General features: G+C 72.7%; 15 protein-coding genes, 1 tRNA gene and 1 riboswitch. Of the genes, 12 read left to right on the forward strand and 4 right to left on the reverse strand.

Annotated elements, in window-relative coordinates; genetic code table 11:
* Positions 1 to 5: 5 nt before the first annotated feature.
* Positions 6 to 1,379 carry a PrsW family intramembrane metalloprotease gene (locus OG734_RS21925; RefSeq protein WP_330289223.1) on the forward strand — a complete coding sequence of 458 codons (1,374 nt, stop codon included), beginning with the start codon at positions 6 to 8 and terminating at the stop codon, positions 1,377 to 1,379.
* Between the two features lie 109 nt (positions 1,380 to 1,488).
* On the opposite strand, the gene OG734_RS21930 is transcribed toward OG734_RS21925, so the two are convergent.
* The 4 genes from OG734_RS21930 to OG734_RS21945 all read right to left on the reverse strand — a co-directional run bounded on the left by OG734_RS21930 (position 1,489) and on the right by OG734_RS21945 (position 5,561).
* A complete protein-coding gene (locus OG734_RS21930; RefSeq protein ID WP_330289224.1) occupies positions 1,489 to 2,550 on the reverse strand; it encodes a M23 family metallopeptidase in 1,062 nt (353 codons plus the stop codon).
* An 11-nt stretch (positions 2,551 to 2,561) separates the two neighbouring features.
* Positions 2,562 to 2,718, reverse strand: a riboswitch (cyclic di-AMP (ydaO/yuaA leader).
* Between the two features lie 247 nt (positions 2,719 to 2,965).
* On the reverse strand, positions 2,966 to 4,090 hold the full coding sequence (locus OG734_RS21935; protein ID WP_443064891.1) for a PP2C family protein-serine/threonine phosphatase: 1,125 nt from the start codon (positions 4,088 to 4,090) through the stop codon (positions 2,966 to 2,968).
* Positions 4,091 to 4,251: 161 nt separating this feature from the next.
* A tRNA-Met gene (locus OG734_RS21940) sits at positions 4,252 to 4,325 on the reverse strand.
* 96 nt (positions 4,326 to 4,421) lie between these two features.
* Positions 4,422 to 5,561: a dihydrofolate reductase family protein gene (locus OG734_RS21945; RefSeq protein ID WP_330289226.1), complete on the reverse strand. Its 1,140-nt coding sequence runs from the start codon at positions 5,559 to 5,561 to the stop codon at positions 4,422 to 4,424.
* Positions 5,562 to 5,657: 96 nt separating this feature from the next.
* Here OG734_RS21945 and OG734_RS21950 point away from each other — a divergent pair, with 96 nt between their 5' ends.
* The 11 genes from OG734_RS21950 to OG734_RS22000 all read left to right on the forward strand — a co-directional run bounded on the left by OG734_RS21950 (position 5,658) and on the right by OG734_RS22000 (position 25,475).
* On the forward strand, positions 5,658 to 6,191 hold the full coding sequence (locus OG734_RS21950) for a MarR family winged helix-turn-helix transcriptional regulator (RefSeq protein ID WP_330289227.1): 534 nt from the start codon (positions 5,658 to 5,660) through the stop codon (positions 6,189 to 6,191).
* 175 nt (positions 6,192 to 6,366) lie between these two features.
* Positions 6,367 to 7,035: a GTP cyclohydrolase II gene (locus OG734_RS21955; protein WP_330289228.1), complete on the forward strand. Its 669-nt coding sequence runs from the start codon at positions 6,367 to 6,369 to the stop codon at positions 7,033 to 7,035.
* Between the two features lie 41 nt (positions 7,036 to 7,076).
* Entirely contained in the window at positions 7,077 to 7,427 is a 351-nt protein-coding gene (locus OG734_RS21960; RefSeq protein ID WP_330289229.1) for a hypothetical protein, read from the forward strand.
* On the forward strand, positions 7,424 to 9,946 hold the full coding sequence (locus tag OG734_RS21965; RefSeq protein ID WP_330289230.1) for a hypothetical protein: 2,523 nt from the start codon (positions 7,424 to 7,426) through the stop codon (positions 9,944 to 9,946). Before OG734_RS21960 ends, OG734_RS21965 begins: the two co-directional genes overlap by 4 nt.
* Positions 9,939 to 11,096: a hypothetical protein gene (locus OG734_RS21970; RefSeq protein WP_330289231.1), complete on the forward strand. Its 1,158-nt coding sequence runs from the start codon at positions 9,939 to 9,941 to the stop codon at positions 11,094 to 11,096. The genes OG734_RS21965 and OG734_RS21970 overlap by 8 nt, the downstream gene beginning before the upstream one ends.
* Before the next feature lie 728 nt (positions 11,097 to 11,824).
* Positions 11,825 to 12,310 (forward strand): Pycsar system effector family protein, encoded by a 486-nt coding sequence (locus OG734_RS21975; protein ID WP_330289232.1) that lies wholly within the window; start codon positions 11,825 to 11,827, stop codon positions 12,308 to 12,310.
* 149 nt (positions 12,311 to 12,459) lie between these two features.
* The gene (locus tag OG734_RS21980; protein WP_330289233.1) at positions 12,460 to 14,844 is read left to right on the forward strand and encodes a VWA domain-containing protein; all 2,385 of its coding nucleotides are present in this window, start codon (positions 12,460 to 12,462) and stop codon (positions 14,842 to 14,844) included.
* Between the two features lie 79 nt (positions 14,845 to 14,923).
* Positions 14,924 to 18,481, forward strand: coding sequence for a tubulin-like doman-containing protein (locus tag OG734_RS21985; protein WP_330289234.1), 3,558 nt, complete (start codon positions 14,924 to 14,926; stop codon positions 18,479 to 18,481).
* A 312-nt stretch (positions 18,482 to 18,793) separates the two neighbouring features.
* Positions 18,794 to 21,487: a hypothetical protein gene (locus tag OG734_RS21990; protein ID WP_330289235.1), complete on the forward strand. Its 2,694-nt coding sequence runs from the start codon at positions 18,794 to 18,796 to the stop codon at positions 21,485 to 21,487.
* Positions 21,484 to 23,679, forward strand: coding sequence for a hypothetical protein (locus OG734_RS21995; protein ID WP_330289236.1), 2,196 nt, complete (start codon positions 21,484 to 21,486; stop codon positions 23,677 to 23,679). The genes OG734_RS21990 and OG734_RS21995 overlap by 4 nt, the downstream gene beginning before the upstream one ends.
* Complete coding sequence (locus OG734_RS22000; RefSeq protein ID WP_330289237.1) at positions 23,676 to 25,475, forward strand: hypothetical protein; 1,800 nt, start codon at positions 23,676 to 23,678, stop codon at positions 25,473 to 25,475. The genes OG734_RS21995 and OG734_RS22000 overlap by 4 nt, the downstream gene beginning before the upstream one ends.
* Positions 25,476 to 25,484: the final 9 nt, after the last annotated feature.

Raw genomic sequence — 25,484 nt, forward strand, 5'->3', positions numbered from 1 at the left:
ATGCCGTGGCCACCTTTCCCCCGTACCCGACGCACCCCAGCGGCCCCACCGACGGTCCCGCCGGCGGGGCGCTGCGGCACGCTCACTGGTGGCAGCGGCCCTGGGTACGGTACGGCGCCCTCACCAGCCTGCTCGCGCTCTCCGGGCTCGTCATCCTCGCCCTCGTCCGCGAACAGACCGGCACCGAGGGGTTCCTGGTCGGGCTCGGGCTCGCCGTACTGCCCGTGCCGTTGCTCGTCGCCGCGTTCCGGTGGCTGGACCGGGTCGAGCCGGGGCCCTGGCGGAACCTGCTCTTCGCCTTCGCCTGGGGCGCCTGCGCGGCGGCACTGATAGCGATCGTCGCCAACAGCTTCGCGACCAGATGGATAGCGACGGCCACCGCCGACCCGTCCGGCGCGGACACCCTCGGGGCGACCGTCATAGCGCCCATAGTCGAGGAGTCCGCCAAGGCGGCCGCCGTACTGCTCATCTACCTCTTCCGGCGGCGCGACTTCACCGGGATCGTCGACGGGGTCGTCATCGCCGGGGTCACCGCCACCGGCTTCGCCTTCACCGAGAACATCCTCTATCTCGGCACCGCGTTCGGCACCGACCAGCTCACCGGGGACACCGGGATCGCCTCGGTCACCGCGGCGACCTTCTTCGTACGCGTCGTCATGTCGCCGTTCGCGCACCCCCTGTTCACGGTCCTCACCGGCATCGGTTTCGGGATCTCCGCGCTGTCGGGCGAGCGCCAGCACGTCCGCCGGGTGCTGCTGCCGCTGTCCGGGCTGTTGCTCGCGATGAGCATGCACGCCTTCTGGAACGGCTCGTCGACCTTCGGGGAGTACGGGTTCATCGCGGTGTACGCCGCGTTCATGCTGCCCGCGTTCGGGCTGCTGACCTGGCTGGTCATCTGGACCCGCCAGCGCGAACTGCGTACCGTGCGCGCCGAGTTGCCGGCGTACGCGCTGGCCGGCTGGCTGGCCCCGGCCGAGCCGTACGCCCTCGGCTCGATGCGCGCCCGCCGCCTCGCCCGCGAGTACGCCCGCCGCCACCTGGGCAGGCCGGCGGCGCGCGAGGTGGCGCAGTACGAGGCGTACGCCACCTCACTCGCGTTCCTGCGCCACCGGGGGCGCCTCGGCCGCGCGGGCACCGACTTCGTCGTCCGGGAGCAGGAGCTGCTGGGCGAGCTGTGGCAGCGCAGGGCGGTGGCCCGCCCGGCCCTGGACCACGCGGCGCGCACGATCGCACCGGCACCGGCTCCCGTACTCCCGGTCACCTGGCCGGCGTACGGGCAACAGCCGTACGCACAGCAGCCGTACGGGCAGCAGGGATACGGACAACAGGGGTACGGGCCGGTGACTCCGTACCCGGCCTACAACCCGTACCGCTCCTAGCCCGTCAGAGCACGGGACGGCGGCGAGGCCCGTACGGGAGAAGATTTCCCGCCACGGGCCTCGTTGCAGCAATTCACAGGAACGGATCAGGGACTGTGTAGCCCCTGTCCTACGGGTTCAGGCCCATGCTCCGCAGCCACGCCATCGGGTCGATGCCGGCGCTGTCCGAGCTGCTGGTGTGCACCTCCAGGTGGAGGTGGGCCCCGGTGACGTTGCCGGTGGCGCCGACGCGGCCGATGACGTCACCCGTGGCGACCTTCTGGCCGACGCTGACGTTGATCGACGACTGGTGGGCGAACCACAGCTCGGTGCCGTCGTCGAGGGTGAGGATCGTGCGGTAGCCGTACGAGCCGCTCCAGCCCGCCTCGGTGATAGTGCCGCTGTGGATCGCCTTGAGCGGCGTGCCGGTGGGCGCGGCGAAGTCGAGGCCGGTGTGGTAGCCGGAGGACCACAGCGAGCCGGCCTGGCCGAACGTCGAGGTGATCGTGTACGACGAGGTCGGCAGCGTGTACTGCTTGGCGAGCTCGGCGAGACGCGCGGCCTCCCTCTTCGCCTCCGCGGCTTCCGCGGCCTTCTTCTTCTCGGCGGCGATCTTCTCGGCGGCCTCGCGCTTCACCTTGGCGGCCTCGGCGGCGGCCTTCCTCGCGGCGGCGTCCTCGGCGGCTCGCTGGACCTTGGCCTCGGCCTGGTCCTTCTGCCGCTCGGCCTGGAGGATGATGCGGGCGCGCAGGGCCTCGCCCGCGTCGCTGGTGCCCTGCTCGGTCTCCTCGGTGGTCACGCCGACGCTGCTGAGCGCGGTGGCGGAGCCCTGGGGCTCGGGGTCCGAGTCGTCGCTCGCGAAGGGCGAGCCGACGGACGGCAGGTCGGGGATGGAGATGGAGACCGGCGGCTTGCCGGTCTGCGCGGTGGCCATGCCGGCCCCGCCGACAGCGGCTATGACGCCGACGCCGAGAACGGTGGAACTGCGGGCGAGCCCTCCGCCGCGCTGCTTGCCTACGCGGTGCCGGCCGCGAACGGGTCGGGTGGAGTCCGCGGTGGGATTCCACTCTTCCCAGGGGCCCTCGTCGGTGCGGCCGCCGAAGCCGAAGGTCGGGATCTTCCCGTCCTCGGTCTCGCTGCTGCGCTGACTCGGCACGAACGGGGCCTCTGGGGCAGCCGGGTTTGACGCCACGTGGGCGTGCTCCTTTCCTTCCTTCTCGCCTACCGGGTTAGCTGACGGGTTCGGAGCAGGAAGGTCTCCTACGCGCGTATACCTGCCGTGTTGCCACGGAGGCGGACGAGCGATTCACCCCAAGGGATGGTTCCCCGGTTCCCTTGCGGGATTCGGCGCGTGCGCACGGAGCCGACTCTTGTGACGGCTGGGACAACCGCGCTGCGTTATCGAACGTTAATAGACCTGGCCACCGGATTCCAAGCTGTTCCCGTTGATCGTTAACCCTTTTCCCGAGGACTTTCTGGGTCACCACCGGTGAAAATCGGGCGAGTTGACCATGCCGTAAGTGACTCATCAGTTTTGACGGTGTGTCAGATGTTATGCGCAGTGAGATCATTCAGTCACCTTTGGTGACAATCACTGAGAACCGATGTCACGGCCGTCGTACGGCGAGCAGCGCCATGTCGTCCGTGGTGCCGCCACCCGTGTGCCGGCGCACCTCGTCCGCGAGGGCGGCGAGCAGAGTAGCCGGGGTGCGGAAGACGCGGCCGGTGAGCCGGGCGGCCGGGTCGAAGAAGGCGCCGTGCTCGTCGCGGGCCTCGGACAGCCCGTCGGTGTGCAGGAGCAGCATCGCGCCACCGGGGAAGGTGGTCTCCTCCGCACGGTCGGGCCAGGTGCCGAGGTCACCCATGCCGAGCGGCAGCGCGGGTTCGGCCGGGTCGAGGGTGCGCAGGGTGCCGTCGGCGGCGAGGAGCAGCGGCGGCGGGTGGCCGCGGTTGACGATGCGTACGATCCCGTCGCCGTGCGGGAGCTCGGCGAGGACGGCGGTGGTGAAACCCTCGGCGGCTTCGAGCCCGTCGCGCCGGGTGCCCTCGCGGGCGAGGGCCCGTTCCAGCCGCTGGGCGACCGCCTCCAGGGTCGCTTCCTGCTCGGCGGCCTCCCGGAACGCCCCGATGACGACGGCGACGGCCGCCACCGCCCCCATCCCCTTGCCGCGCACATCCCCGAGGACAACCCGCACGCCGTACGCGGTGTCCTGCACCGCGTACAGGTCGCCGCCGATGAAGGCGCCCTCCTGGGCGGCCTCGTACCGGGCGGCGATCTCGAAACCGCCGATACGCGCCTGCGGCTGGGGCAGTACGGCGCGTTGCGCGGCCTCGGCGATCTCGCGGGCCGAGGCGAGGCGCCGGTCGCCCCGGCGCACGACCTGGTTGATGACGACCGCCAGGACGGCGACCGTGGCCACGGTGACCGTCTCGGTGATCGAGTCGGCGTTCGCGGCGAACCCGAGGCGGAGGTGGACGACGTACGCGGCGACGAGGGCGGCGGCACTGGTGACCACCGTTGTGCGCAACGAGGAGAGCGGGGCGGCGATGAGCGGGGCGGCCGTGAAGAAGGGGACCGCGGTGAAGTCGCGCGGGGTGGCGTAGTCGTAGACGATCCCGGTGACGATCAGGAGCGCGGGCAGGACGCTGACGAGGGTCCGCACCCGGGAGATCACCACCGCCTCCGGTTCTCCCGCCGACCGCGCCACTTGTCTCGTCTCCCGCCGGCTCATCCGCCCCACCGCGTCCTGTCCAGGTTTCCGGGAGCGGGTGCGCCGGGCGAGCCAGGTGGACCGACCGGGCTAAGAAGCTGCCGGGAACGGTCGAGGAACGACCGGGGAAATGACTCAGGGCCGGAAACCAATTCTCTTGGTTTCCGGCCCTGGGCCTTCAGTAGCGGGGACAGGATTTGAACCTGCGACCTCTGGGTTATGAGCCCAGCGAGCTACCGAGCTGCTCCACCCCGCGCCGCTGAACACAACTATACGCCATCTGCGGGACGCTGATCACCACGTTTGAATCGGGGGCTTCGATGAGGGGCACGGCACGGCACGGCGCGGCACGTCATCCCGGCAGGTGGGCATTGGGAGCCTTGGCCCGCTCCTCGTACTCGGGGAGTACGACGACCTCGACGCCCTCCCCCACGAGCAGCCCGCTCCCGTCCGCCGCCACCACGAAGGTGTCCGGCTCGCGCCAGGCGGTCACCACCCGGCGTACGCCCGCGTCGAGGATCAGCCGGGCGCAGGGTGCGGGGCGGGAGGCGCGGCGGGCGCAGGGTTCGAGGCTGCTGTAGACGGTGGCCGCCGGGAGCCGGGGGTCGGCCGGGTCGAGCTTCGCGAGCGCCGCCTCCTCCGCGTGCACGACCGGGTCGCCGCCCTCCCGGGAGTACCCGCGCGCCAGTTCCGTACCGTCGGCGGCGACCACCACCGCGCCGACGCTGAACGCCGTGCGCGACGGCGGACACCGCTCCGCCAGTTCGCACGCCAGTGCCAGCCAGTGCCGGTCGGCGGCGGAGGCGAGCGGGCCGGCGCCGGGGGCGGTGGGCTCGTACCGCATGAGGACGACGTCCTCGATCCGGCGCGTCTCGGTGAGCCGGAGCCGGCCACCCTGGTAGCCGCCGGGGCCGAAGAGGCGGGGGGCGTCGGGGTCGCCGACGAAGAGGGGCGCGAGGACGAGCTGGAGTTCGTCGGCGAGGCCCTGTTGGAGGAGCTGCGTGTGGACGGTGCCGCCACCCTCGACCATCAGGCGCCGCACACCTCGCACATCGTGCAGGTGTTCGAGAAGCGCCCGCCAGTCGAGCGGGCCGGGGCCCAGGGAGACGATGTGCACACTGGCACCGAGGTTCGCCCGCCGGGCCTGCTCGGCGCCCTTGTCCGTCGTGTACACGACCTTCTCGCCGCCCGTGTGCCAGAAGTTGGCGGCCGGGTCCAGTTCCCCGGATCCGCTCACCGTCACCTTCAGCGGGTACTCGGGCTTGCCTGCCGCCAGCCGCGCGGCCCGCCGCTCGGGCGAGTTGACCAGGAGACGCGGGTTGTCGGCACGGATGGTGCCGGCGCCGATGAGGATCGCGTCACTGGACGCCCGTACCTCGTCGACCCGGTCGAAGTCGGCGGGGCTGGAGAGCAGCAGCCGTTCGGGGCCGGTGTCGTCCAGGTGGCCGTCGAGGGAGACGGCGGCGGACAACAGGACGTACGGGAGGGGCATGGGGCACTCTCTTCCGGCGCTTGCTTTCGGCGCTCGCTTCCGGCGCCTACGGGACCACGGCTTGGTTCAAGTTTTAAACAAACCTACACTGGTCGCATGACGACCCGCTGGCTCACCCCCGAGGAGCAGCGCGCGTGGCGCGCGTACATCGCGGCCTCCCTGCTCCTGGAGGACGCGCTCGACCGGCAGCTCCAGCAGGACGCCGGGATGCCACACCTCTATTACACGATCCTGGCCTTCCTCTCCGAGACGCCCGAACGGCGGCTGCGGATGACCGATCTCGCCGAGAAGCTGAAGATCACGCGCAGTCGGCTGACGTACGCGGTGGCGCGGCTGGAGAAGGACGGTCATGTACGGCGCGAGGCCTGCAAGTGGGACAAGCGGGGCACCGTCGCCGCGCTGACCGACGAGGGCATGGCGGTGCTGGAACGCACCGCCCCGGGGCATGTCGCCACGGTCCGCGCGGCCCTCTTCGACCATCTGACTCCGGAGCAGGTGGGCCAGTTGGAGGAGATCGGTACGCGGATCGAGCAGGCGCTCCAGGGGGACGGGACGGAGTCGGCGCCGGAGGGTCTGCCGTGGCTGCGCCGGTCCTCCTCGTCGTGCGGTTCCGGCGACGCGGACGCATGAGCCACCTCACAAATCCGTTGCTTTAACTTTTAAGCATGAGGTAGGGTCACCATTCGAGTGAGGATCTGCTTCAAAACTGAAGCAGAGCGCAGAGCTGAGGCGGGGCCGGCGGAAGCAGGACCCGCGGAAGCGGAAGCAGATCCGAGGATCGATCGAGAACCAACGGGAGACCCGCATGCCCGACTTCCCCGCCGCCACCCAGCGCTCCCGCGTCCGGGTGCCGCTGCGCTTCCACGACGGCTACAGCGTCGAGACCGAACTGGTCACCTTCCACGGCCTGACCGACGGTCAGGAACACGTGGCGATGGTCCTCGGCGAACCGGCGCCCGGCACCACCCCGCTGGTCCGTCTGCACTCCGAGTGCCTCACGGGCGACGTCTTCGGCTCGGCCCGCTGCGACTGCGGCCCCCAGCTGCGCGAGGCCGTCGAGCGCATCGCCGAGCACGGCGGCGTCCTGCTCTACCTCCGCCAGGAGGGCCGGGGCATCGGCCTCTACAACAAGCTCGACGCGTACGCCCTCCAGGACGAGGGCCTCGACACCTACGCCGCGAACGCCGCGCTGGGCCTCCCGGAAGACGCCCGCGACTACACGGCGGCGGCCCAGATGCTTGAGGCCCTGGGCATCACTTCACTGGACCTGCTCTCCAACAACCCGGACAAGGGCAACCAGCTCCGGGCCCTGGGCATGGACGTCCACGACCGCGTCCCCACAGGCGTGTTCACCACCCCGGCGAACGTCCGCTACCTCCGCGCGAAGGTCCTGCAGACCCAGCACACGCTGCCGCTGGGCGAGCTGGGCGGCGTCGGCGGGCACGGCGGCCTCACGGAGCTGAGCGTCGGCTGACAGCCCTCCGGGGTGATCACGGAAAGGCCGACCTCGTCCTGGTGACCTCGGGCTCCCTGTACGAGGACGTGGTGAGCGGCGGCGGCAAGTTCATCGAACCCGAGCGCTACACCTCGGCCCGGCTGACCCTCAAGGAGGGCGAGACCACCGCCTGGTTCCACCTGCCCGGGCGGGCCGCTCCCGGTGGCCCGGTCGCCGCGCCCACGGCCGGCTCCCCCCGTACAGACCCGCCCGTGAACATCCCGGTCGACGACTCCGGTACCTACCCGAGCACCAACCCCGGTACCGACTCCGGTACCAGCTTCGCCGCCCAGGGCGACATCTCGGTGCACCACGACAACACCTACCAGCAGCCCGTGCACATCGGCCGGCGGAAGGGCGGGGGCGCATGAGCGACGACCAGCAGTCGGACGACGCCCCCGAGAGCCCCGACAGCACCCCCGAACGGGACCAGCCCGAGGGCAGGGACAAAGAGAAGGAGAAGGAAAAAGGGAAAGAGAAGGGGGGCTCCGAGGAGAAGGACGGAAAAGAAGAGAAGGACGACAGCGAACGGGACGACAAGGAGAACGAACGGGCGCTCGCCGCCGAGCGGTTCAAGGAGTACACCCGCGCCCCCTTCGCCGAGGAGCAGGGCGAGGACGGCCCCACCGACCTCGCCGCCGCCTCCCGTACGCGCCGCGCCACCCGGATGCTGTTCGAGTCCGGCCGGGATCTGACCAGCGTCGACCGCTCGTTCATCAGCAGCGCCCACTTCGGCGACATCTTCCTGGGCACCGACGCCCGACTGCGCCTGCGCAGCGGCCCCGTGCCCGCCGACGAGCTGCGCAGGCTCCGCCGGGTGCACGTGGTCCCCGACGGATACGTACGGCTGCGCAACGCGCTGCGCGCCCGCCGGCTGCTGGTGCTCGGCGCCGCCCCCGGCACCGGCCGGACGAGTACGGCGCTCTCCCTTCTCGACGAGGTCACCGCCGACGCGTCCGAGGGCACGGACGGCGAGCCCGCCGCCGGTTCGCCGGTGCGCCGGGTCGACCCGGACGGCGGGGTACGGCAGTTGGCGGGCCAGTTGGGCACGGGGGACGAGTTCCCGCGTCGTACCGGCTACCTCCTGGAACTGTCCCTCACCCGGCCCGGCGTGCTGCCCCCGGACGAGATGGACCTCGACGAACTGGCCACCGCCCTGGCCCGGTGCGAGTCCTTCGCGGTGCTCGTCGTCACCGTCGGCTCGGCGGCGGGCCCGCTGCTCGCCGGGCGCTACGGCATGATCTGCCCGCCCGCGCCCACCCAGGAACTGCTCACCACCCGGCTGCGGGAACGGCTGGAGGAGCGACTGGAGGGCCAGGTGGCCGCCGCTCCGGAGGACGGCGCCGGAGTAGAGCAACTACTCGCCCGTGCCAAGGAGTTGGCACAGCGCGAGGAGGTCGTGGAGGCGGTCGGGCTGAAGGATCTGCGGCCCGCCGAGGCCGAACTCCTCGCCTCCCTGCTGGCCGGCCGGCTGCTGGGCGATCTGTCGCAGCAGGAGCTGCTGGCCGGCTGCCGCAGCCTCGCCGCCGACCAGGCCCAGGAGTGGTTCGCCGGCGTGGACCGGACGCTCGCCGCACGGGTCCGCAAGGGTGAGCGGGACGGGGAGGGGAGCGCGGAACGGCCGGGCACCGCCGCCCTGTTCCACCCCGTGGCGTTCCGGATCGCGCTCGCCGTTCTCGGCGGGGCCTCGCACAGCGCGGTGTCCTCCGCCGCGCATCTGCTGACCTGGGAACTGTCCGTCCAGTGCGACCCCGACCAGACGCCCGCCCGCCCCCTGTTCTGCGACGACCCGGAGGCCGACCTGGCCCTCTCCCGCGCCGAGAGCATCACCGGCGAGGTCGAGGTGGCCGGCGCCGGGGTGCCGGCCCGGCTGATCTGGTACCGCGGCGGCGCCCTGCCTTCCGCGGTGCTGGCCGAGCTGTGGGAGCGGCACTTCCCGGTGCGCGCGCCGGTCGTGCGCTGGCTGCGGCTGCTGGCGGACGACCAGCGCCCCCAGGTGTGGGTGCGCGCGGCGGTCGCCGCCGGGGAGCTGTGCGTACGGGACTTCGACCACGGGTTCGCCGAACTGGTCCGGCCGCTCGCCGAGGGCACCGCCCACCGCAGGCTGTTCGCGGCCACGATGATGGACCAGGCGGCCGGTCACCCCTCGCACCGCAAGACCGTACGGAAGCTGATCGAGGACTGGAGCCGGTCCCCGACCTGGACCCTGCGCTCGACGGCGGCGGCGGCGCTGGGCTACGGCAACTGCGCGGACACGACCGGCGATGCCCTGGACGCCCTGGCCCGCATCGGGGTCCGTGACGACGGGGAGCAGTCGCTGCGCGCCGCCGCCGCGTTCAACGTCGTACGGCTGCTGGCGCTGCCGGACAGCGCGCAGGCACCGAAGGTGCTGCGGCGGATGGCCGACTGGACCCAGCACAAGCGCGAGGCGCACCAGACCCTCGGGCTCGCGGCCGCGATCTGGCTCGCCGAGACCAGGGTCGACAAGCTGCTCATCGACGAGCCGGAGCCCTCGCTCGGTGAGCGCGGCGACTGGCCCCTGGCGCTCGCCCTGGCCGACACCCGGCCCGAACTCGCCCTGCCCATCGCCGACTTGCTGTGGACCGCGCTGAACACGGCCCGCTCGAAGGATGTGGCCATGGACGCGCTGGAGCGCATGCTGCGCACCGCCGTACGCAAGGACGGCACCGAGTGGACACGGCCGGGGCTGGCGGCGCTGCTGCCGGCGCTGGCCGCCGAGGAGACCGACCGGCGGCGGCTGGACTGGCTGCTGCGCCGAATGATGAACGACCCGGACGACCCGTTCCCCGACGTCCGTGCGCGCTCCCTGTGGTGGCTCGCCGTCAACCAGCGGACCCGGAGCGGCCAGGAGGAGAGAAGTCATGGCTGACAACGACCAGGCGCAGGCCCAGGCGCGGGCCCGGGCCAAGGAGCGGCTGCAGGCCCGCAGAGCCGCCGCCGGGCCGACGGGTCCGTTCCTGAAGGAGTACCCGCCGAACGGCGTCCAGCCGCAGGTCAGCGCCCAGAAGGCACTGGTGCTGTTCTACCGGAACGGCGGCCACAGCGTCGTCACCGTGACCGGGACGCGGCACGTCGACAAGCGGGCGCTGGCCCGGCCCCACACCGTCTGCGAGATCGCCCTCGGCACCTATCAGACACCGCTGGAGATGGAGTTGCCGGCGGCCGGCGGCACCAGTTTCTTCAAGGCCGAGGTGGATATCCACTGGACGGTGGACGACCCGCATCTGGCCGCCGTCCAGGTCGTGACGGACATCGCGAAACGGCTCACCGCGCCGATCCTGGAACGGCTCCACGAGGTCACCTCGGCCTACCGGGTGCACGAGGCCGAGCAGGCCAACCGGGCCATCACCCGGGAGTGCGCGGGCGGACGCTGGAGCGGGCTGGGGGCCGAACTCGGCCTGAACGTAAGGCTGTACGTCCGGCTGCGCGTCGACGACCGGGCGATCGAGCACATGAACGGCATCCGCGACGCGCATGCCTCGGCCGAGGTGACGCGGGTGCACCAGGCGCGGTTCCGGGCCATGTTGCAGGGCGGGGAGCTGGAGCAGCTCAGCTACATGCTGGCGGCCGAGCCGACGGAGGCCAAGGACTTCCTGGAGAAGATCCGCCAGGAGGGCCGGCAGGACGAGAAGGAGCGCGTCGACCGGCTGTTCGACATGGTGGAGAGCGGTCAGATCCAGTCCAACGACGTGGAGACGCAGGCCCTCAGCCTCCTCAACCGGGGGCGACTGGGCGGGGTCACCGGCCCGATCGGCTCGCTGCCCGCCCGCCGCGACGGCCGTGACGGCCGCCCCGGCCGGCCCGCTCCGGAGCTGGAGCCGTCCGGTGCCGAACCGTTCACCCCGGACTGGGTGTCGGACGAACCGCCCACCCGCGTCCGCCGCCAGGACGCGTATCCGGCGGACCCCTACCCGGACGACGACTCCGCCCCGGAACCGCCGCGCCGCAGGCGCCCCCGGGACAACGGCTGGGACTGGGCGGACGGCAACAACGACGACGGGGAGGCGACGGACCAATGACCGGGGACGGGGGAACCGACGGAACCGGCACGACCGTCGGGACCGGGGGAGCCGGGGGGATCGGGGGGACCGGCGGAACCGGCGGAACCGGCGGAACCGGCGGAACCGGGGGAACCGGCGGAACCGGCGGAACCGGCACGACCGGCGGAACCGGCGGAACCGGCGGTACCGGCGGAGCCGGGGGAACCGGGGGAACCGGGAGGACCGGGAGGACCGGGGGAGCCGGGGGGATCGGCGGGACCGGGGGAACCGGCGGAACCGGCGGAACCGGCGGAACCGGGGGAACCGTCGGGACCGGGGGAACCGGGGGAGCCGGGGGAACCGGGGGAACCGGCACGACCGTCGGGACCGGGGCAACCCGGGGAACCCCAGGAACCGTCGGGACCGGCGGGACCGCAGGAGCCGTGGGGACCGGCGGAACCGTGGGGACCGCAGGAACCGGCGGGACCCGGGGAACCGCAGGAACCGGCGGCACCCGGGGGACCGCAGGAACCGGCGGGACCCGGGGAACCGCAGGAACCGGCGGGACCCGGGGAACCGCAGGAACCGGCGGCACCCGGGGAACCGCAGGAACCGGCGGGACCCGGGGAACCGCAGGAACCGGCGGGACCCGGGGAACCGCAGGAACCGGCGGGACCCGGGGAACCGCAGGAACCGGCGGCACCACAGGACAGGTCGGGCCCGAGCCGTACGGGGGTCGGCACGGGCCCGACCGCTCTGGGGAACGCGTGAGCGAGCGCGTCGCCGAGCGGCTGCTCAGCACCGTCAGGGAGGACCTCGGGCGGGCCGACTCGAAGGCGGCGGTGCTGCTGTCGGGGACGCTCGCGCTGCCCGCCTTCCTCATCGGCTGGCAGGGCGCCCCCGGCTGGCACGGGCCCGCCGACGTGACGCTGATCGTCGCCGGCCTGCTCTGGGCGGTTTCGGTGACCGCGCTGGTCGGGGCGCTCATGCCGCGCACCGGCACGGTCAGGGAGGGCCGGGAGGGAGGGGCCGACGTGACGTACTTCGGCGACCTGGTGGGCGCCCGCCACGACCTCGCGACACTCGCCGCCCGGGTCGCCGAGGCGGGGCGCGATCCGGCGGGCTGGCTGCTCGTCCAGGCCGTCGACGTCAGCGCGATCCTCTCCGCCAAGTACCGGGCCATCCGCTGGGGCGTCGGCTCGCTCGCCCCCTCGGCGGCGCTGGCCCTGGCCTGGAGCATGACGGCGCGCTGAGGTCGCGCCGCGGCTCTCCGGGTCGCGCCGGGGTCGCGCCGGCGCCAGGAACTTCACCTATCACGACGTATCCGCGCGCACCACGCAACCGGCGCGCACCGAGTAGCGACGATCCAGGAACACCGGAAAACGGGAAACAGGGGACGGCCGTGGGACGAGTCAACGGAGTACGAGAGACAAGAAGGGGCCGGGCGCGCCGCGCCGCGCTCGCCGTGCTGGGCGCCACCGCGGTGCTCATATCCCTGTCGGCGCCCACCGGTCGGTACTCCGGTCGGGACGCCGTACCGGTGGCGGAGACCGAACCGGCCTTCCCGGCGGTCGACTACGCGGTCGCCGTGGACGAGTCGGCCAGCCTCGCCGACGCGGACATGGCGGTCGAGAAGGCCGCCGCCGCCCGGATCGCGCTGGGTGACGTGTCCTCGTCCTCCCGGATCACGGTGTTCGGTTTCGCCGCCGCCGAGGGCGCCGGTCAGCACGTGGTGGACCCGGTGTGCCCGCGCACGACGCTGGACCCGGCGGGGCGCAAGAAGATCGGCGGCTGCGTCGAGGCGCTGCGCAAGCGCAAGGCGGGCGAGGGCACGGGCACCGACTTCCCGAGCGCGATCATGCAGGGCGTGCACGACCTCACCGCCGTCGACAGCAACGAGGCGGTGCGGCCCCGGGTGCTGTTCCTCCTCACCGACGGGAAGATGGAGGTCGAGGACAGCCCCAAGTACGGCGACAAGGCGCACCGCGCGGCCGAGGGCGAACGGAAGCTGACGCTGGCGCTGAAGGAGGCCGCCGCCCAGGGCGTACAGATCTGGCCGCTCGGCTTCGGGCCCGCGCCGGACCAGAAGCAGCTCGACCGGATAGCCGCCGGCGGCTACCAGAAGGGCTGTACCGAACTGCCCTCCGCCAAGCCCCGGGCCAGCAAGGTCTCCGGCGCGAAGGACGTCGGCACGACCCTGGAGCGGATCTTCGCCGCCGCCCACTGCATGCGCCACGTCGAGGGCCCCGAGCCGCAACGCCCGCCCGCGACCCTGAAGATCGCCATCTCCCCGCTGGCGACCGTGGGCAGCATCGTCGTCGACAAGGGCGACCCGAAGGTGCGGATCACCTACACCGACCCGGCCGGCCACAAGGTGCCCACGTCCGGCACCTTCCACGAGTCGAGCTTCGAACTGGCGGGCTCCACCGGCACCGTGGAGGCGCTGAAGATCGTCGACCCGCTGCCCGGCGTGTGGAAGGTGCGCGCCGAGGCCCCGGAGGGGCACCGCTCGCTGCCCGTCGCCGTCAGTGTGCTGTGGCAGGGCGAACTGGGCGGCGCCATCAGCCTGGACCCGTCCTCCCCGCAGGCCGGCGACCAGGTCACCGTGACGATGCGGGTCCAGACCCGCGAGGGCTACCAGATCAAGGACCCGCGCGACTACGAGGGGCTGCGCGTCCGCGGCGAGCTGACCGGCGACGGTTTCGACCCGCTCCCGCTCACCCTCACCGACGACGGCAAGGGCAAGGACGAGAGGGCCAGCGACGGCTCGTTCACCGGCACCGCCGAGATCCCGGCGAGCGCCCACGGCGCACTGAAGGCGAGCGCCACACTGACCGCCGCCGGCCTGAGCGCCGACACGCGCAGCGAGGAGGGCAGATTCGCCGACGGTGAGCCGCTCGTCACCACCGCCCTGGAGTTCCTCGCCGCCGACGTCCACCCCGGCGCCAGGGTCACGGGCACCCTGGACGTCCACAACACCACGGACGCCCCGCACACCCTGAAGCTGTCCGTCACCGACCTCAAGGCGGGCCTGCTCACGGTCACCCCGGCCCAACTCACCCTGAAACCGGGTGAGTCCGGTACCCGGAAGGTCACCGTCGAGGTCGCCCCCGCCGACGTCTTCGGCGACCGCCTCACCGACGACGGGCTGTCCCTGGCGGGCAACGTCACCGTCGTCGACACCACCGACGACAACCTCACCCTCGTACGCTCCCCGCTGTCCGTGCACGTGACGCCCGAGCCCGGCGTCTGGGACCAGTACTGGTGGGCGTTCCTGGTCGCCGCCGTCCTGATCGCCGCGATCGTCGCCGCCGTCCTCGCCGTGATCCGGCTGCGCCGCGCCCGCCGGGACCCGCGCGGTCTGGTGCTGCGGCTGGTCGACGAGAACGGCGAGTTCCTGCCGGGTGAACACGTGGCCGGGCACGGACAGAAGCAGTGGTACGAGTTCGGCGTCGCCGAGGCCCACATCAGTCCCCGCATCGAGCGCCGCACGCACGGCCCGTACGCCGTCCAGCGCAACCCAAACGGCGGCGCGGTGCTGCGCCGGCGCGGCAGCGGCCGTACCCCGTTGTCGGCGGGCGGCCCGGTCCAGCTGACCGAGGGGCTCAGCCTCGCCCTCGGCGAGGAGACCCACAAGAAGCGCAAGACGCGCAACACCCGCACCTCCCGCACCTCCCGCTCCGGGAAGGGCGGTTCACCGTCCGCCGGCGGCCCCACGGGTCCCACGCCCGGTACCGACCCCGGCGGACAGGGCAGCGCGAGCGCCTACGACCAGACGTACCTGTGACACCCACACCCACACCCACACCCACGGACGTACCGAGCACGAACACGCGGCCGAGCGGCCGTGAGCGGGGAGGAAACCCATGAAGATCTTCCAGCCGATGCTCTTCGTCGGCCTGGGCGGCACCGGTGGCCTGGTCGGCGCCGAGCTGGAGCGCAGGCTGCGCGCCGAGCTGTGCGGCCCGGACGGCTCGGCACTGAGCCGGCTCAGCGGCAACGCCCCCTACCAGCTGCCCGACTGCCTGCAGTTCGTGTACGCGGACTACAGCGAGTCGGACCTGATGCGGCTGCCGCAGTTCAACGTCGACCCGTCGCTGCGCGCCGCCTACTCCCGTACCTCACGGGCCACCCACGACCTGCTGCCGAACTTCGACAGTTCGCCGGAGGTCACCAAGATGCTCCGGGCCAGCATGCGCGCCGAGGTCGCCGACTGGCTGCCGCCGCGCACCGACGAACCCCGCGTCACCCCGCTCCACAACGGCGCAGGACAGCTCCCGACCGTCGGCCGCGCCGCCCTGTTCGCCACGCTCCGGCACGGCCTCAACCCGGTACTGACACCGCTGCTCCAGGCGATCGACGCGATGGCCAGAGCCGGCGGCGAACTGGCCGAGCTGGGCGGCGGAAAGGTCACCGGCTGCGATGTGTTCGTCGCCTTCTCGGTGGCCGGCGGGACGGGTGCCGGGATCTTCCTCGACTATCTGCACCTCATCAACCACGCCTTCCAGCTGCGCCGGTTCAACGGCGTGAAGATCTACCCGCTGGTCGTCATGCCGTCGTCGTTCACCTCGGCCACCGGCGGCGGACGCGAGGCCGAACTCAACGCGGCGCGCGCCCTCGTCGACCTGTTCCGGCTGGTCGACGGCCAGAACGCGCCGACCGAGGGCGCCGAGATCGGCGACCTCGACCAGAGCGCCGGACTCGGCGTCCGCTACCCGGGCACCCAGCCGATCCGGCTGCGGACCGGCATCCTGCCCACCTCGTTCCTGTTCAGCCCGACCGCCGGCATCCGCGCCGACGACCTGCGCCGCTCCATCGTCTCCCTGGTGATGTCGCTGATCGGCACCGAACTGGGCGACACCCGCACCCGGGGCCGGACCACGGTCAGCGACGACGACTTCCAGACCTTCGCCGCGAGCTTCATCAACCGGGGTGTGCACCGCAGCGCCCTCTCCCCCACCGGCATCGGCCGCCAGGGCGTCTCCACCAGCCTCGTCGCGTCGATGACCGTCCCCATGGACCAGCTCGCCGACCTGGTGGCCGGCCGGATGCTCCGGGAAGCGGTCACCGACCTCGTGGAACGGCCCCGGACCTCGCTGCGCGAGACGACGGTGCCGATGATCCGGCAGCTGTTCGCCGACTCCCACCTCGAAGAGCTGTGGGAACGCAGGCAGTTGCCCGTCCTGGACCCCGAACCGCTGCCACGCGGCGGCAAGGCCGTCGAGGCGGCGCTCGGCGAGCGGATCTCCGACATGCAGCGGCTGCTGGCCGACCTGCGGTCCGTCACCGAACGCTCCGCCGCCACGATGGCCGACCGTTTCTCGCCGCGCCCCGCCATCGACAAACTCCTCCTGAACGTGGACCCCTTCCACGCCGACCGGGTCGTCCGGGGCGTCCCGGCCACCGACACCGACGACCCGATCGCCCGGCTCGGCTTCCTCGGCATGCTCGACAACCGCTCCCGCGCCCCGCAACGCCCGCCGGGCATCACCGAACAGCCGCCCAAGATCCCCCGCATCAAGGGCCGGCTGGCCGGCATGTCACCGGCCCGCTGGGGCGACGACGACGTCCAGGCCGCGCTCCAGGAGCAGGACGCCTGGTACCAGTGGCGCTGCCGGACCATCTGGCACGAGGCCTGGCGGGAACAGCAGCAGCACTGGCGGGCTCCGGCCGACACGGCGGGCGCCGACATCGCCCGGCTCGTCAACGCGTTCCGCGCGCACAGCGACCAGGAGCGCAAGGTGTCCGCGCAGAAGGGCCTCGAACTGTACGAGGACCGCACGGGCATCTCGTACCTGCTGCCGCCGCAGCGCACCCTCAACCACTTCTACGAGGACCTGGTGACCAGGCTGATCCGCCGCGAGGGACTGCGCGAGACGGAGGACGCGGCGGCGCTGTTGCTGAAGCTGGTCGACGGGGAGACGTGGCGCGACGTCCACGGCATCAGTCGGCGCAGCCCCGACAGCGCGGTGTCGGTCGTGAAGGCACAACTGGAAGGCCGGATCACCCGATTGTTCGCCGAGGGCGGCGAACGGCTGGAGGAGCGCCCCCTGTTGCCGTCGATGAGTACCCTGCTGGCCGCCGCGGCCGGCGACTCGGACGCCACCGACCAGGTCAGCAAGGAGGCCCTCGACCTGTTCGGCCGCAAACTGACCGGGCTGCTGCCGGTCGGCTTCACCCCGGAGGGCACCGGCCCCCTGCGGGTGCTGGTCACCTACCCGCGCGTGGAGGCCGTCGACGAGGTCGAGCAGTACCTCGGCAAGGCGCTCCGCCTGCCCTCCGACGCGCGAAACTCGGTCGAGTACCGGGGAGTCGAGAGCGACTCGGTCACCGTCGTCCTCTTCCGCAGCGAGATGAGCCTCACCCAGGTCCCCGAGGCCCGCAAGGTGCTCCGACAGTGGGCCAGGGCGAAGGACAACGAGCAGGCTCAGGACGTCCTGCGGTGGCGCCAGCGGCTCGGCTACCGGGACAGCTGGATGGTCAGCGGCGAGGAGGACCGCCGCGTCATCCTGCACCGGCTGCTGTGCTGCATGTGGAACGGCCAGGTCGACGTGGTGGACGGCGAGACGGCGTCCCCGGACCGCGTCCGGCTGCGCCTGCACCCCGAGACGGGTCCCCAAGTACCGGGCGTACGGCTGCGGTTGGGTGACTTCCCCGGCGGCGTGTCGAGCTGGGCGGAACTGCTGCGCAGTTACGAACGCTGGACCGTCCTCGACGACGAGCGCACCGTCGAGGACTACTGCCGCGAACTGATGGGCGCCCAGCCGACGGGCCTGACGAGGAGCGGCAGCGACCCGCACCCCCTGTTCGTCGAACTCGTCGAGAAGATCGCCCCACGCCAGCTGGACCTGCTCGCGGAGCGCCGCGAACGCGACGGCGAACGCGTCGAGGGCTGGGTACGCCCCCTGTGGGAATTCTGGGCGGAGACCCTTCCCGCCGCCCTGGACACCGAGTTCGGCGACCAACGCGCGGTCCAGCCGACCCTGCGCACCCTCCTGGAACACGTCCGCGGCGGCACCCCGACCCCCCGCCGCCGCCCGCAGCCGGAGGCCCCCCGCCGCCCGGCCGACGACGAGGACGACTGGGGCACGACACCACCCCGCTCCCCGGAAGCCGACAACACCGGCGAGCGCGCGCGCCGCGCCTCCCCGGACGACTACGACGAGCCGTACGGCGACCGCCGCCGCAGCGATGACGACCGCTACGACAACACCGGTAGGTACAGCGGCAGTTCACGTTTCCCCGCCGAGGAGCGTGACAGCCGTGACTACGGCCGGGTCAACGGGTCCCCGCGCGGCGCGGAGCACCTCACCGCGCCCTGGGACCAGCCCGACGGCGACCGCGAGGACCGAGAAGACCCCGACGAGCGCCGGTACGACCGCCGGGACGGCGACAGCTCCCCCTGGGACGGAGACGCCCATTGAATCCTCCCCCGGCCGAAGCAGGGGGATTCCTGGCTCACGCCGCCTGCGGGTCAGCGACCCAACAGGTCTTCCACGATCAACACCAGCCGGGTTGAAACCAGCCCGGTTTGTGCCGCAAAGCTTGGAGGTGCATGTGCTGTCTTGGTTCTCGATCAGCACGTCGTACGCGCTTGGTTCTCGCAACGCACGGCGATCAGCGTACCCGACCGCGTGGGCGGCCTTTTGCCCTGGCGAAACCCCGTTCCCTGCCCTACTCCGCAGGAGTCCGGTTCCGCACCGGCCTGAGGGCCGGGGCATCCCCGGAGGTCTCAGGTGAGCGTGCCCATGGGCTTCGGCCCCGTCGTCATCCCGCTCGACCTGCGTGCCGGGGCGGCGCAACTCGACACCGCCCAGGCACTGCGGGCGCGCGTCGCCCGCCGGCTCGCCCAGGCCGGGCAACCGGAGCCCGAGGACCCGCTGTTCCTGGTGACCGACACCCCGGCCGGGCTCACCGACCACCAGCGGCAGTACGAACTCCTCGCCGCCTACCGGGCCGTGGGCAAGGTCAGGATCCTGGTCCTGCTGGTGGGCAGCGCACCCGGTTCGTACGCCGGCGAGGACGAGGCGTTCCGGCCCGACCGGCGACTGCTGCGCCCCGCCGTCCTGCGCAACGACCGTACGGCCATCCTGTGGGCCGGCGACCTGCGCTCCGCGCGCACGGCCCTGGAGCAGCCCGCGCCCGACGACCCCGACGCCCTGGCCGTCCTGGTGGACGTGCTGTCGGTGCCGGACGTCTACCGGCGCGTGCTGACGGACCTGGCGGCACTGCCCGACGCCGTCGCCGCACCCGGCGTACGCCTCCTGGAACAGGATCTGCCCCCCGACGTGCGTGACCGGGCCTGGCGCGACGCGCTCAACCGGTTCGCGGGCCAGGACACCGACCACGCACCGCCGGCGGCCGTCGTGTCCGGCGCCGATCTCCCGGAACCGCTAAGGGTGTTGGCGACCGGCCGGGGCGGCCGGGACCAGCAGTACCGGCAGCCGGGCGGCCCGGCGGACGACGCCTACCAGGCCTGCGCGGACGCCCTCGACTACGCCGACGAGGCGCTGGCCGGCCTGGGCACCCTCCCCGGACTGCTGCGCCCCGGCCGCCGGGCGGCCTTCGAGGCGGACCTCGACCAGGCCCGCCAGGCCCTCGACGCCTACCAGGCACTCGTGGGCAGGGCCCTGCGCAGCGGCACCGGCTCCGGCACGGCGTCCTCGACCGCCGAGGCGGCGGCCCAACTCACCGATCTGGGGCTGCGGTTGCCCACGGTGGAGGGCATGCGGGACCGGATCGGCGAGGGCCTGCGCGAGTACGCCGAGAAACTGCTCGGCCAGGGACTCGCCCTGCGGTCGATGGCCCAGAGGTTCACCGCCCTGGCCGGCCGGGTGGAACCGGTACCGGGTTCGGCACTCCTCCCGAAGCTCGCCGCGTTCAGGTCGGACGCGGTGGCCAGGCAGTCCGGGGAGCCGGACGACCCGGTGCGCAGTCCCGCGGCGGCCGGGCCGGTGGCCGCCGTGGCGGGGCTGCTCGGTGCGCTGTGGCAGGGGCCGCTGCTTTCGCTGGCGCTCGTCGTCCCGTTGCTCTTCCTGGCCGTTTCGCTGCTCGGCGCGTCCCGGCTGCGTGGCGCGGGCCGCCCCGGCCGGTGGGCGGTGGGCCCGCAGATCGCGGCCTGGGGCGGTGCCCTGACCGGGGCGCTGGTGGCGTACGCCGCCGACCCCGCGCCCTGGCTGGGCACGTCCGGTCTGCTGATCGGCCTGTGCGCGGCGGCGGAAACGGCCCGCCGCCTCTGGCGCGGGGCGGCCGACGCCTGGGCCCCGGGCCACGCCACCCGCGCGCTCCGCCAGGCCCTCAACGGCCTCGACGCCCTGCTGGCCAAGGGCGTCCAGGAGCACTGGGCCGTCGAGGAACGCCTGAACTGCGCCGACGCGGCCCGTTCCGTCGCCGGGGTACTGCGGGCGACGGCAGCGGCGGCCGAGGCCGAGGCGGTGCCCGAGCCCGACCGGACGGCGACCGTCGAGGGCGGGGGCGGCGCGTACGACACGTACGGGGACGGCGAGTTCGCGGCGGACGACTGGCTGTCGAGCACACCGGACGCGTTCTCGGGGGCCGGCGACGGACCCGCGGACGAGAACAACGACGACGACTGGATGAGCGCGTACGCCTGGCCGGACGCCCCTCTCTGGGACGACCCCGCCGACGCCACGGACCCCACGGACGACACCGATCCCCCCGTATCCGCACCCACCTCCACATCCGCCCGGAAGCAGCACCCCGCCCCGCCCGACGCCCCTCGGCCGAACGGCGCCGACGGGACACCGCGCTGGCTGGACCGGGAGACCGCCGAGGGCGGCCCGGAGCTGGTCGCCACGCTCACCGCCGACCTCGCCGACGCCGCCATGGAGGCGATGCGGTCCTACTGGGGCGCCGTGGAACGCGGCCAGGCAGGCACGCTCGCCGCGACCCGCATCGAGGGTCGGGTCGCCGAACTCCTGTCGACGGCCCGCAGGCACCTGCGCCACAACGGGGTGCTGGCCGCGCCGCCCTTCCCCACCGCCCGCCGCAGCCGGCCCGCCCCGGCGAACCTGCTGGGCACCGACCCGCGGGGGCCGGCCGGACTGGTCGGCGCGGAGACCGACCGGCAGGCCGTGGTCCAACTGTCCTCGCCCGAACAGGGCGCGCTGCTCAGCCGCGACCCGGCGGCCGCCGTGTGGATCAGGTTCGCGCCGCTGGCCGTACGCGACGAGGTCGAGAAGGTGTGGCGTACGAACGGTTCGGGCCGGCCGGAGGAGGTGGAGTGGACGTCGTCGGGACGCTACGCGGGCCTGCTCCGGCTCACCCCGCTGCGCCCGGGCGTCGTCGACACCTTCCGCCCCCGCCACGACGGAGACGGTGACGGGGACGGGGACGAGTACGGGGACGGGTTTGGGCACGACAGTCCGTACGACGGCGCCTACGAGCGAGGGGACGGCGACCGCTGGTGACCAGCACCACGCACCCCGGACCGGAGCGGCCGGCGGGTCCCGAGGGCCCCGCCGACGCCAAGCTCGGCTTCAGCACCCCCTCCGGCCGCCGCCGCGTCGCCCGGGCCCGCTTCGGCCCCGAGTCCCGGCGCGACCCGCAACTGCCCCCGCTGATCCGCAACGCCCTGCTCGACGACCGGGGCCAGGGACAGCGCTGCGTACAGGTCCGCCTCTCCGCCGCCGACGCGACGGAACCGGCCGCCCGCGCCCTCCTCGACACCGAGGCGGGCACCGCGCTGCGACTGCACCGGCTGGTCGACGGCACGGAGTTCGCCCCGCTCTTCCCCCGGCTCATCGGCTACGAGCTGGACACCGCCGAGCCGTTCCTCCTGTACGACCCGCCGCGCGGCGCCACCGCCGCCAAGACCCACGTGATGTCGTCGACCGACCAACGTGTCCTCACCCGCGACCTGATGCTCGCCCTGTGCCTCCTGGACGGCCAGGGCCTCGTCCCACGCGGTATCTCGCCCACCACCGTGCTCTGGGACGGCACCTCCCTCCAGCTCTGGGGCCTGGAGGGAGTCACCGCCGTCGGCCGCCCCCGGACCCCGTGGGGCCGGGCCCCCTACTCGTCGCCGGAACAGCGCCGCAGCGAGGGCGACGTCGACTCCCGGGACGCGGTGTGGAGCGCCGCCCAGGTGCTCTACCGACTGGTGACCGGCCGCCCCGGCCACCCCGACCGGGCCCCCGCCGACCTGGCCGAACACCGCGTCCTGAACGAAACCCTGAGCGAAGCCTTCGCGCCCCGCGCGACTGCCCGCCCGACCCCCGCCCAACTCCTCGACCTGCTGTCCCCCGGCACCTCCCGCCGCACCACACTCACCTCACCCCCCGAGGAGACACACCAGGACCGGGAGGTGTTCGAACAGGCCCTGCGCGCCAAACGGCAGGCGCCCACAGCGCCCACCTCCGGTGCCGGGACCGGGCTGAGCGAGAGCGAGGTGCTCTGCCCGTACTGCCTGGAGACCATCCAGCTCGACCTCGGCGCGCTGTACGTCACCGACAGCCGCATGCAGTACCAGCCCCTGAACCTCGCGGGCATCGGCAAGCTGCGCCGCCAGGACGTCATGCGGGGCGCCGTCCAGAAGTGCACGGCGGACCCGGACTTCCCCGAACACTTCATCCCCGTGCCCTATCTGACGTACGGCCGGCCGCTGACGGTCGCGATGGTCGGCCAGTCCTCCACCGGCAAGAGTCATCTGCTGACCCAGATGATCGCCGAGATCACCGACGGCGGCCTCGAACCGTTCGGCCTCACCTGGCAGTCCGTCAACCCCGAGCAGCATGCCCGGTTCGTACGGGAACGGGTGCAGCCCCTGCGCAACGGCCGCGTCCTGGACCACACCACCGGCGTGGGCCTCGAAGGCTTCGCCCGCTTCGTCGAGTCCCTCCTCATCACCGACGCCAACGGGCAGGTACGTCCGGTCGCCTTCTTCGACCTGGGCGGCGAGGACCTCGTCCGCACGGACGCGGCCCTGCGGTTCCTGCTCGGGGTGGACGCCCTGGTCTTCGTCGTCGACCCCGTACTGGCGCTCCCGCTCCCGCAGTTGGACCACGCGAGGGAACGCGGGGGCGTGGAGGTGAACCGGGACGGCGACCTCGCCTTCGCGACGGTCCTGGACCGGCTCCCGAAGACGGGCCCGTACCTGGAGGTGGCGGCCACGATGGTCCTGGGCAAGGCGGACCTGCTGCGCTTCCAGTCCCCGGTCGACCGCTGGCTGGGCCGGGGGCCCCTCACCGCCCTCGACCCCGTCCAGCTGCGCGAGGAGAGCCAGGACGTCCACACGTTCCTGCGGCGCCATGCGGGCCAGGCCTGGCTTCGCCCCTTCGACGCGATCCGCCGGTGCACCCTGCACGTCGCGTCGGCCACCGGCGGCCAGGAGGACCAGGGCCGCTATCCGGCGGGCGCGGCGCCCCGGCGCGTACTGGAACCGCTGCTCTCCCTGCTGGCGATGCACGGTCTGATCGACGTCCCGGGCGGCCCGGAGGCGTTCGCGAGGGGCGAGGCGGCGGCTTGGGAGGCGGTGCCGGCCGAGGGCTCGGCCGAAGACTCGGCCGGGGCGTTCGGGGTGCCCGGGGCGCGCGGAGCCGGAGGGCCCGGACGGGAACGGGATCGGGATCGGGGACAGGAACGGGGAGGGGAAGAGAAGTGAGCGAATTCAGCGAGTTCCAGGGGACGTCCTCGACGCTGTCGGCGCCCTCGGTGCATCAGATCGTCTTCCGCTGGGAGGGCAACCAGGGCGGCCGTCAGGGCACCGGCATGAAGGCGGTCGCCCACTCCTGTCCGGCCGACCGGGCCGAGCAACTGGGCCGGGAACTGGGCCCGTTGCTATGGGTGTCCGGTCCCGGCGCGGCCCGCCCCAGCGTCGTACGCACCCTCTCCCGCGACGGCGAGGTCCTGCTCGTCCAGCGCTGGCCCACCATGGACCGCACCGGCCGCCCCAGCACGATCAGCCACGTCCTGATGGGCCCCCCGGGCACCCTGAAGACCCGTCAGTGCCTGGCTCTGGCGTACGGCGGCTGGGGAAAGCGGGAGTCCGCGGAACGGGCGACGGGCTCGCAGCCGATGATCGACTGCGCGGAACTCGACGTCCATGTGCGCCAGCGGCTGCCGAAGATGGAGGCCCGGCTGGACAGCGTGCGGGGCGCGCTGATGCTGGCGACGGCCGAGTGGCTGCGCGACCCGGCGCAACGAGTGTCGCTCCTCGTCGAGGAGGAGAAGCTGTCGGGCTGGCCGGAGCGGGACGAGACCCCGCTGGTCTACCTGGGCCTGTTCCTCCTCTTCCACGACTGGCCGGGCCACGAGTGGACGTTCGCGACGTACGACACCGTCGACACCCACCCCCTGCGCCTGACGTCCGTCCCCCGCTGGGAACAGGACACGGGCGGCTCCGGCCCCCTGGCGAGGGTGATGGGCGGCAAGACGGCGAACCCCCGTTTCGAGCACCAGGCGGCGTCCCGCCTGGTCGAGCACCTCCTCGCCCACCGGAGTGCTCCCCCGGGCGTACCCCAGCTGACGAGGGAGCTGAGCGGCGGCGCGACGATGGACTGGGAGCGCCGACAGGACCTGCTGAAGAAGATCCTCAAACCGGACCGCCGACCCAAGTACCCCGAGCACGCCGAGCACTCCCAGTACGGGGAGAAGCACCACCAACAGCACCACCAACCGCAGCCACAACCACAACCACAACCGCCGTACCGCGCACCGAAGTACGAGGAGCCCCAAGCCCCGTACGCACCCCCTCACCAGGCTCACCAGACTCACCAACTCCACGAGGACCTGCGCGGACATGAACGCGGGAACCACATGCAACGCAGCTACCTGATGGCGCAGTTGCGCGAACTGCCCGACGAGGTACTGCTGCACGAGCTGCGCTCCGGCGAACTCCCCTCGGACTCAGTGGAGTTGCTCCTCTCCGAGCTGGGCACCCACCAGCGCCGCGAGGCACGCCCCCTGGAGATGCAACACGCCCTGTGCGAGCGGGTACTCAGCGAGAACCTGTACCTGGCACCCCATGGACAGCCCGGGGAGCCCATGTCGGGCGCGGCCCAGGCAGGCCGGGCGGCCGACCTCTTCACCTGGGCCGTCGCCCCACTGGCCCGCGACCCACGCTATCTGCACCATCTGTACGAACTGCTGCACAGGATGAGCCGGGCCCCCCACCCCATCGGTAGCAACTGGCTTGAGCAGAGCATCATCTCCCCGGCGAACGGCGAGGTCCCCGACCTGCCGCCGACGGTATGGCGACAGCTCCTGCACGAAGCGCTGGCCCGCAAGGAGAGACCACAGCCGGCCGTTCCCCCACCCCCACCGCCACCGCTCACCGCACTGGAACCTCAGACCCCCATGTCCCGGCTCTCCGAGCTGTCGAACAACGTGGGGTGCGTGCTCGGGGTGTTCTTCACCATGATCGTCGTACTCATCGCGATCGCGCTGATCGTGATGTGAGGGAGGTAC

The organism is Streptomyces sp. NBC_00576 (genome assembly GCF_036345175.1).
In the GTDB taxonomy this organism is placed as follows: Bacteria; Actinomycetota; Actinomycetes; order Streptomycetales; family Streptomycetaceae; genus Streptomyces.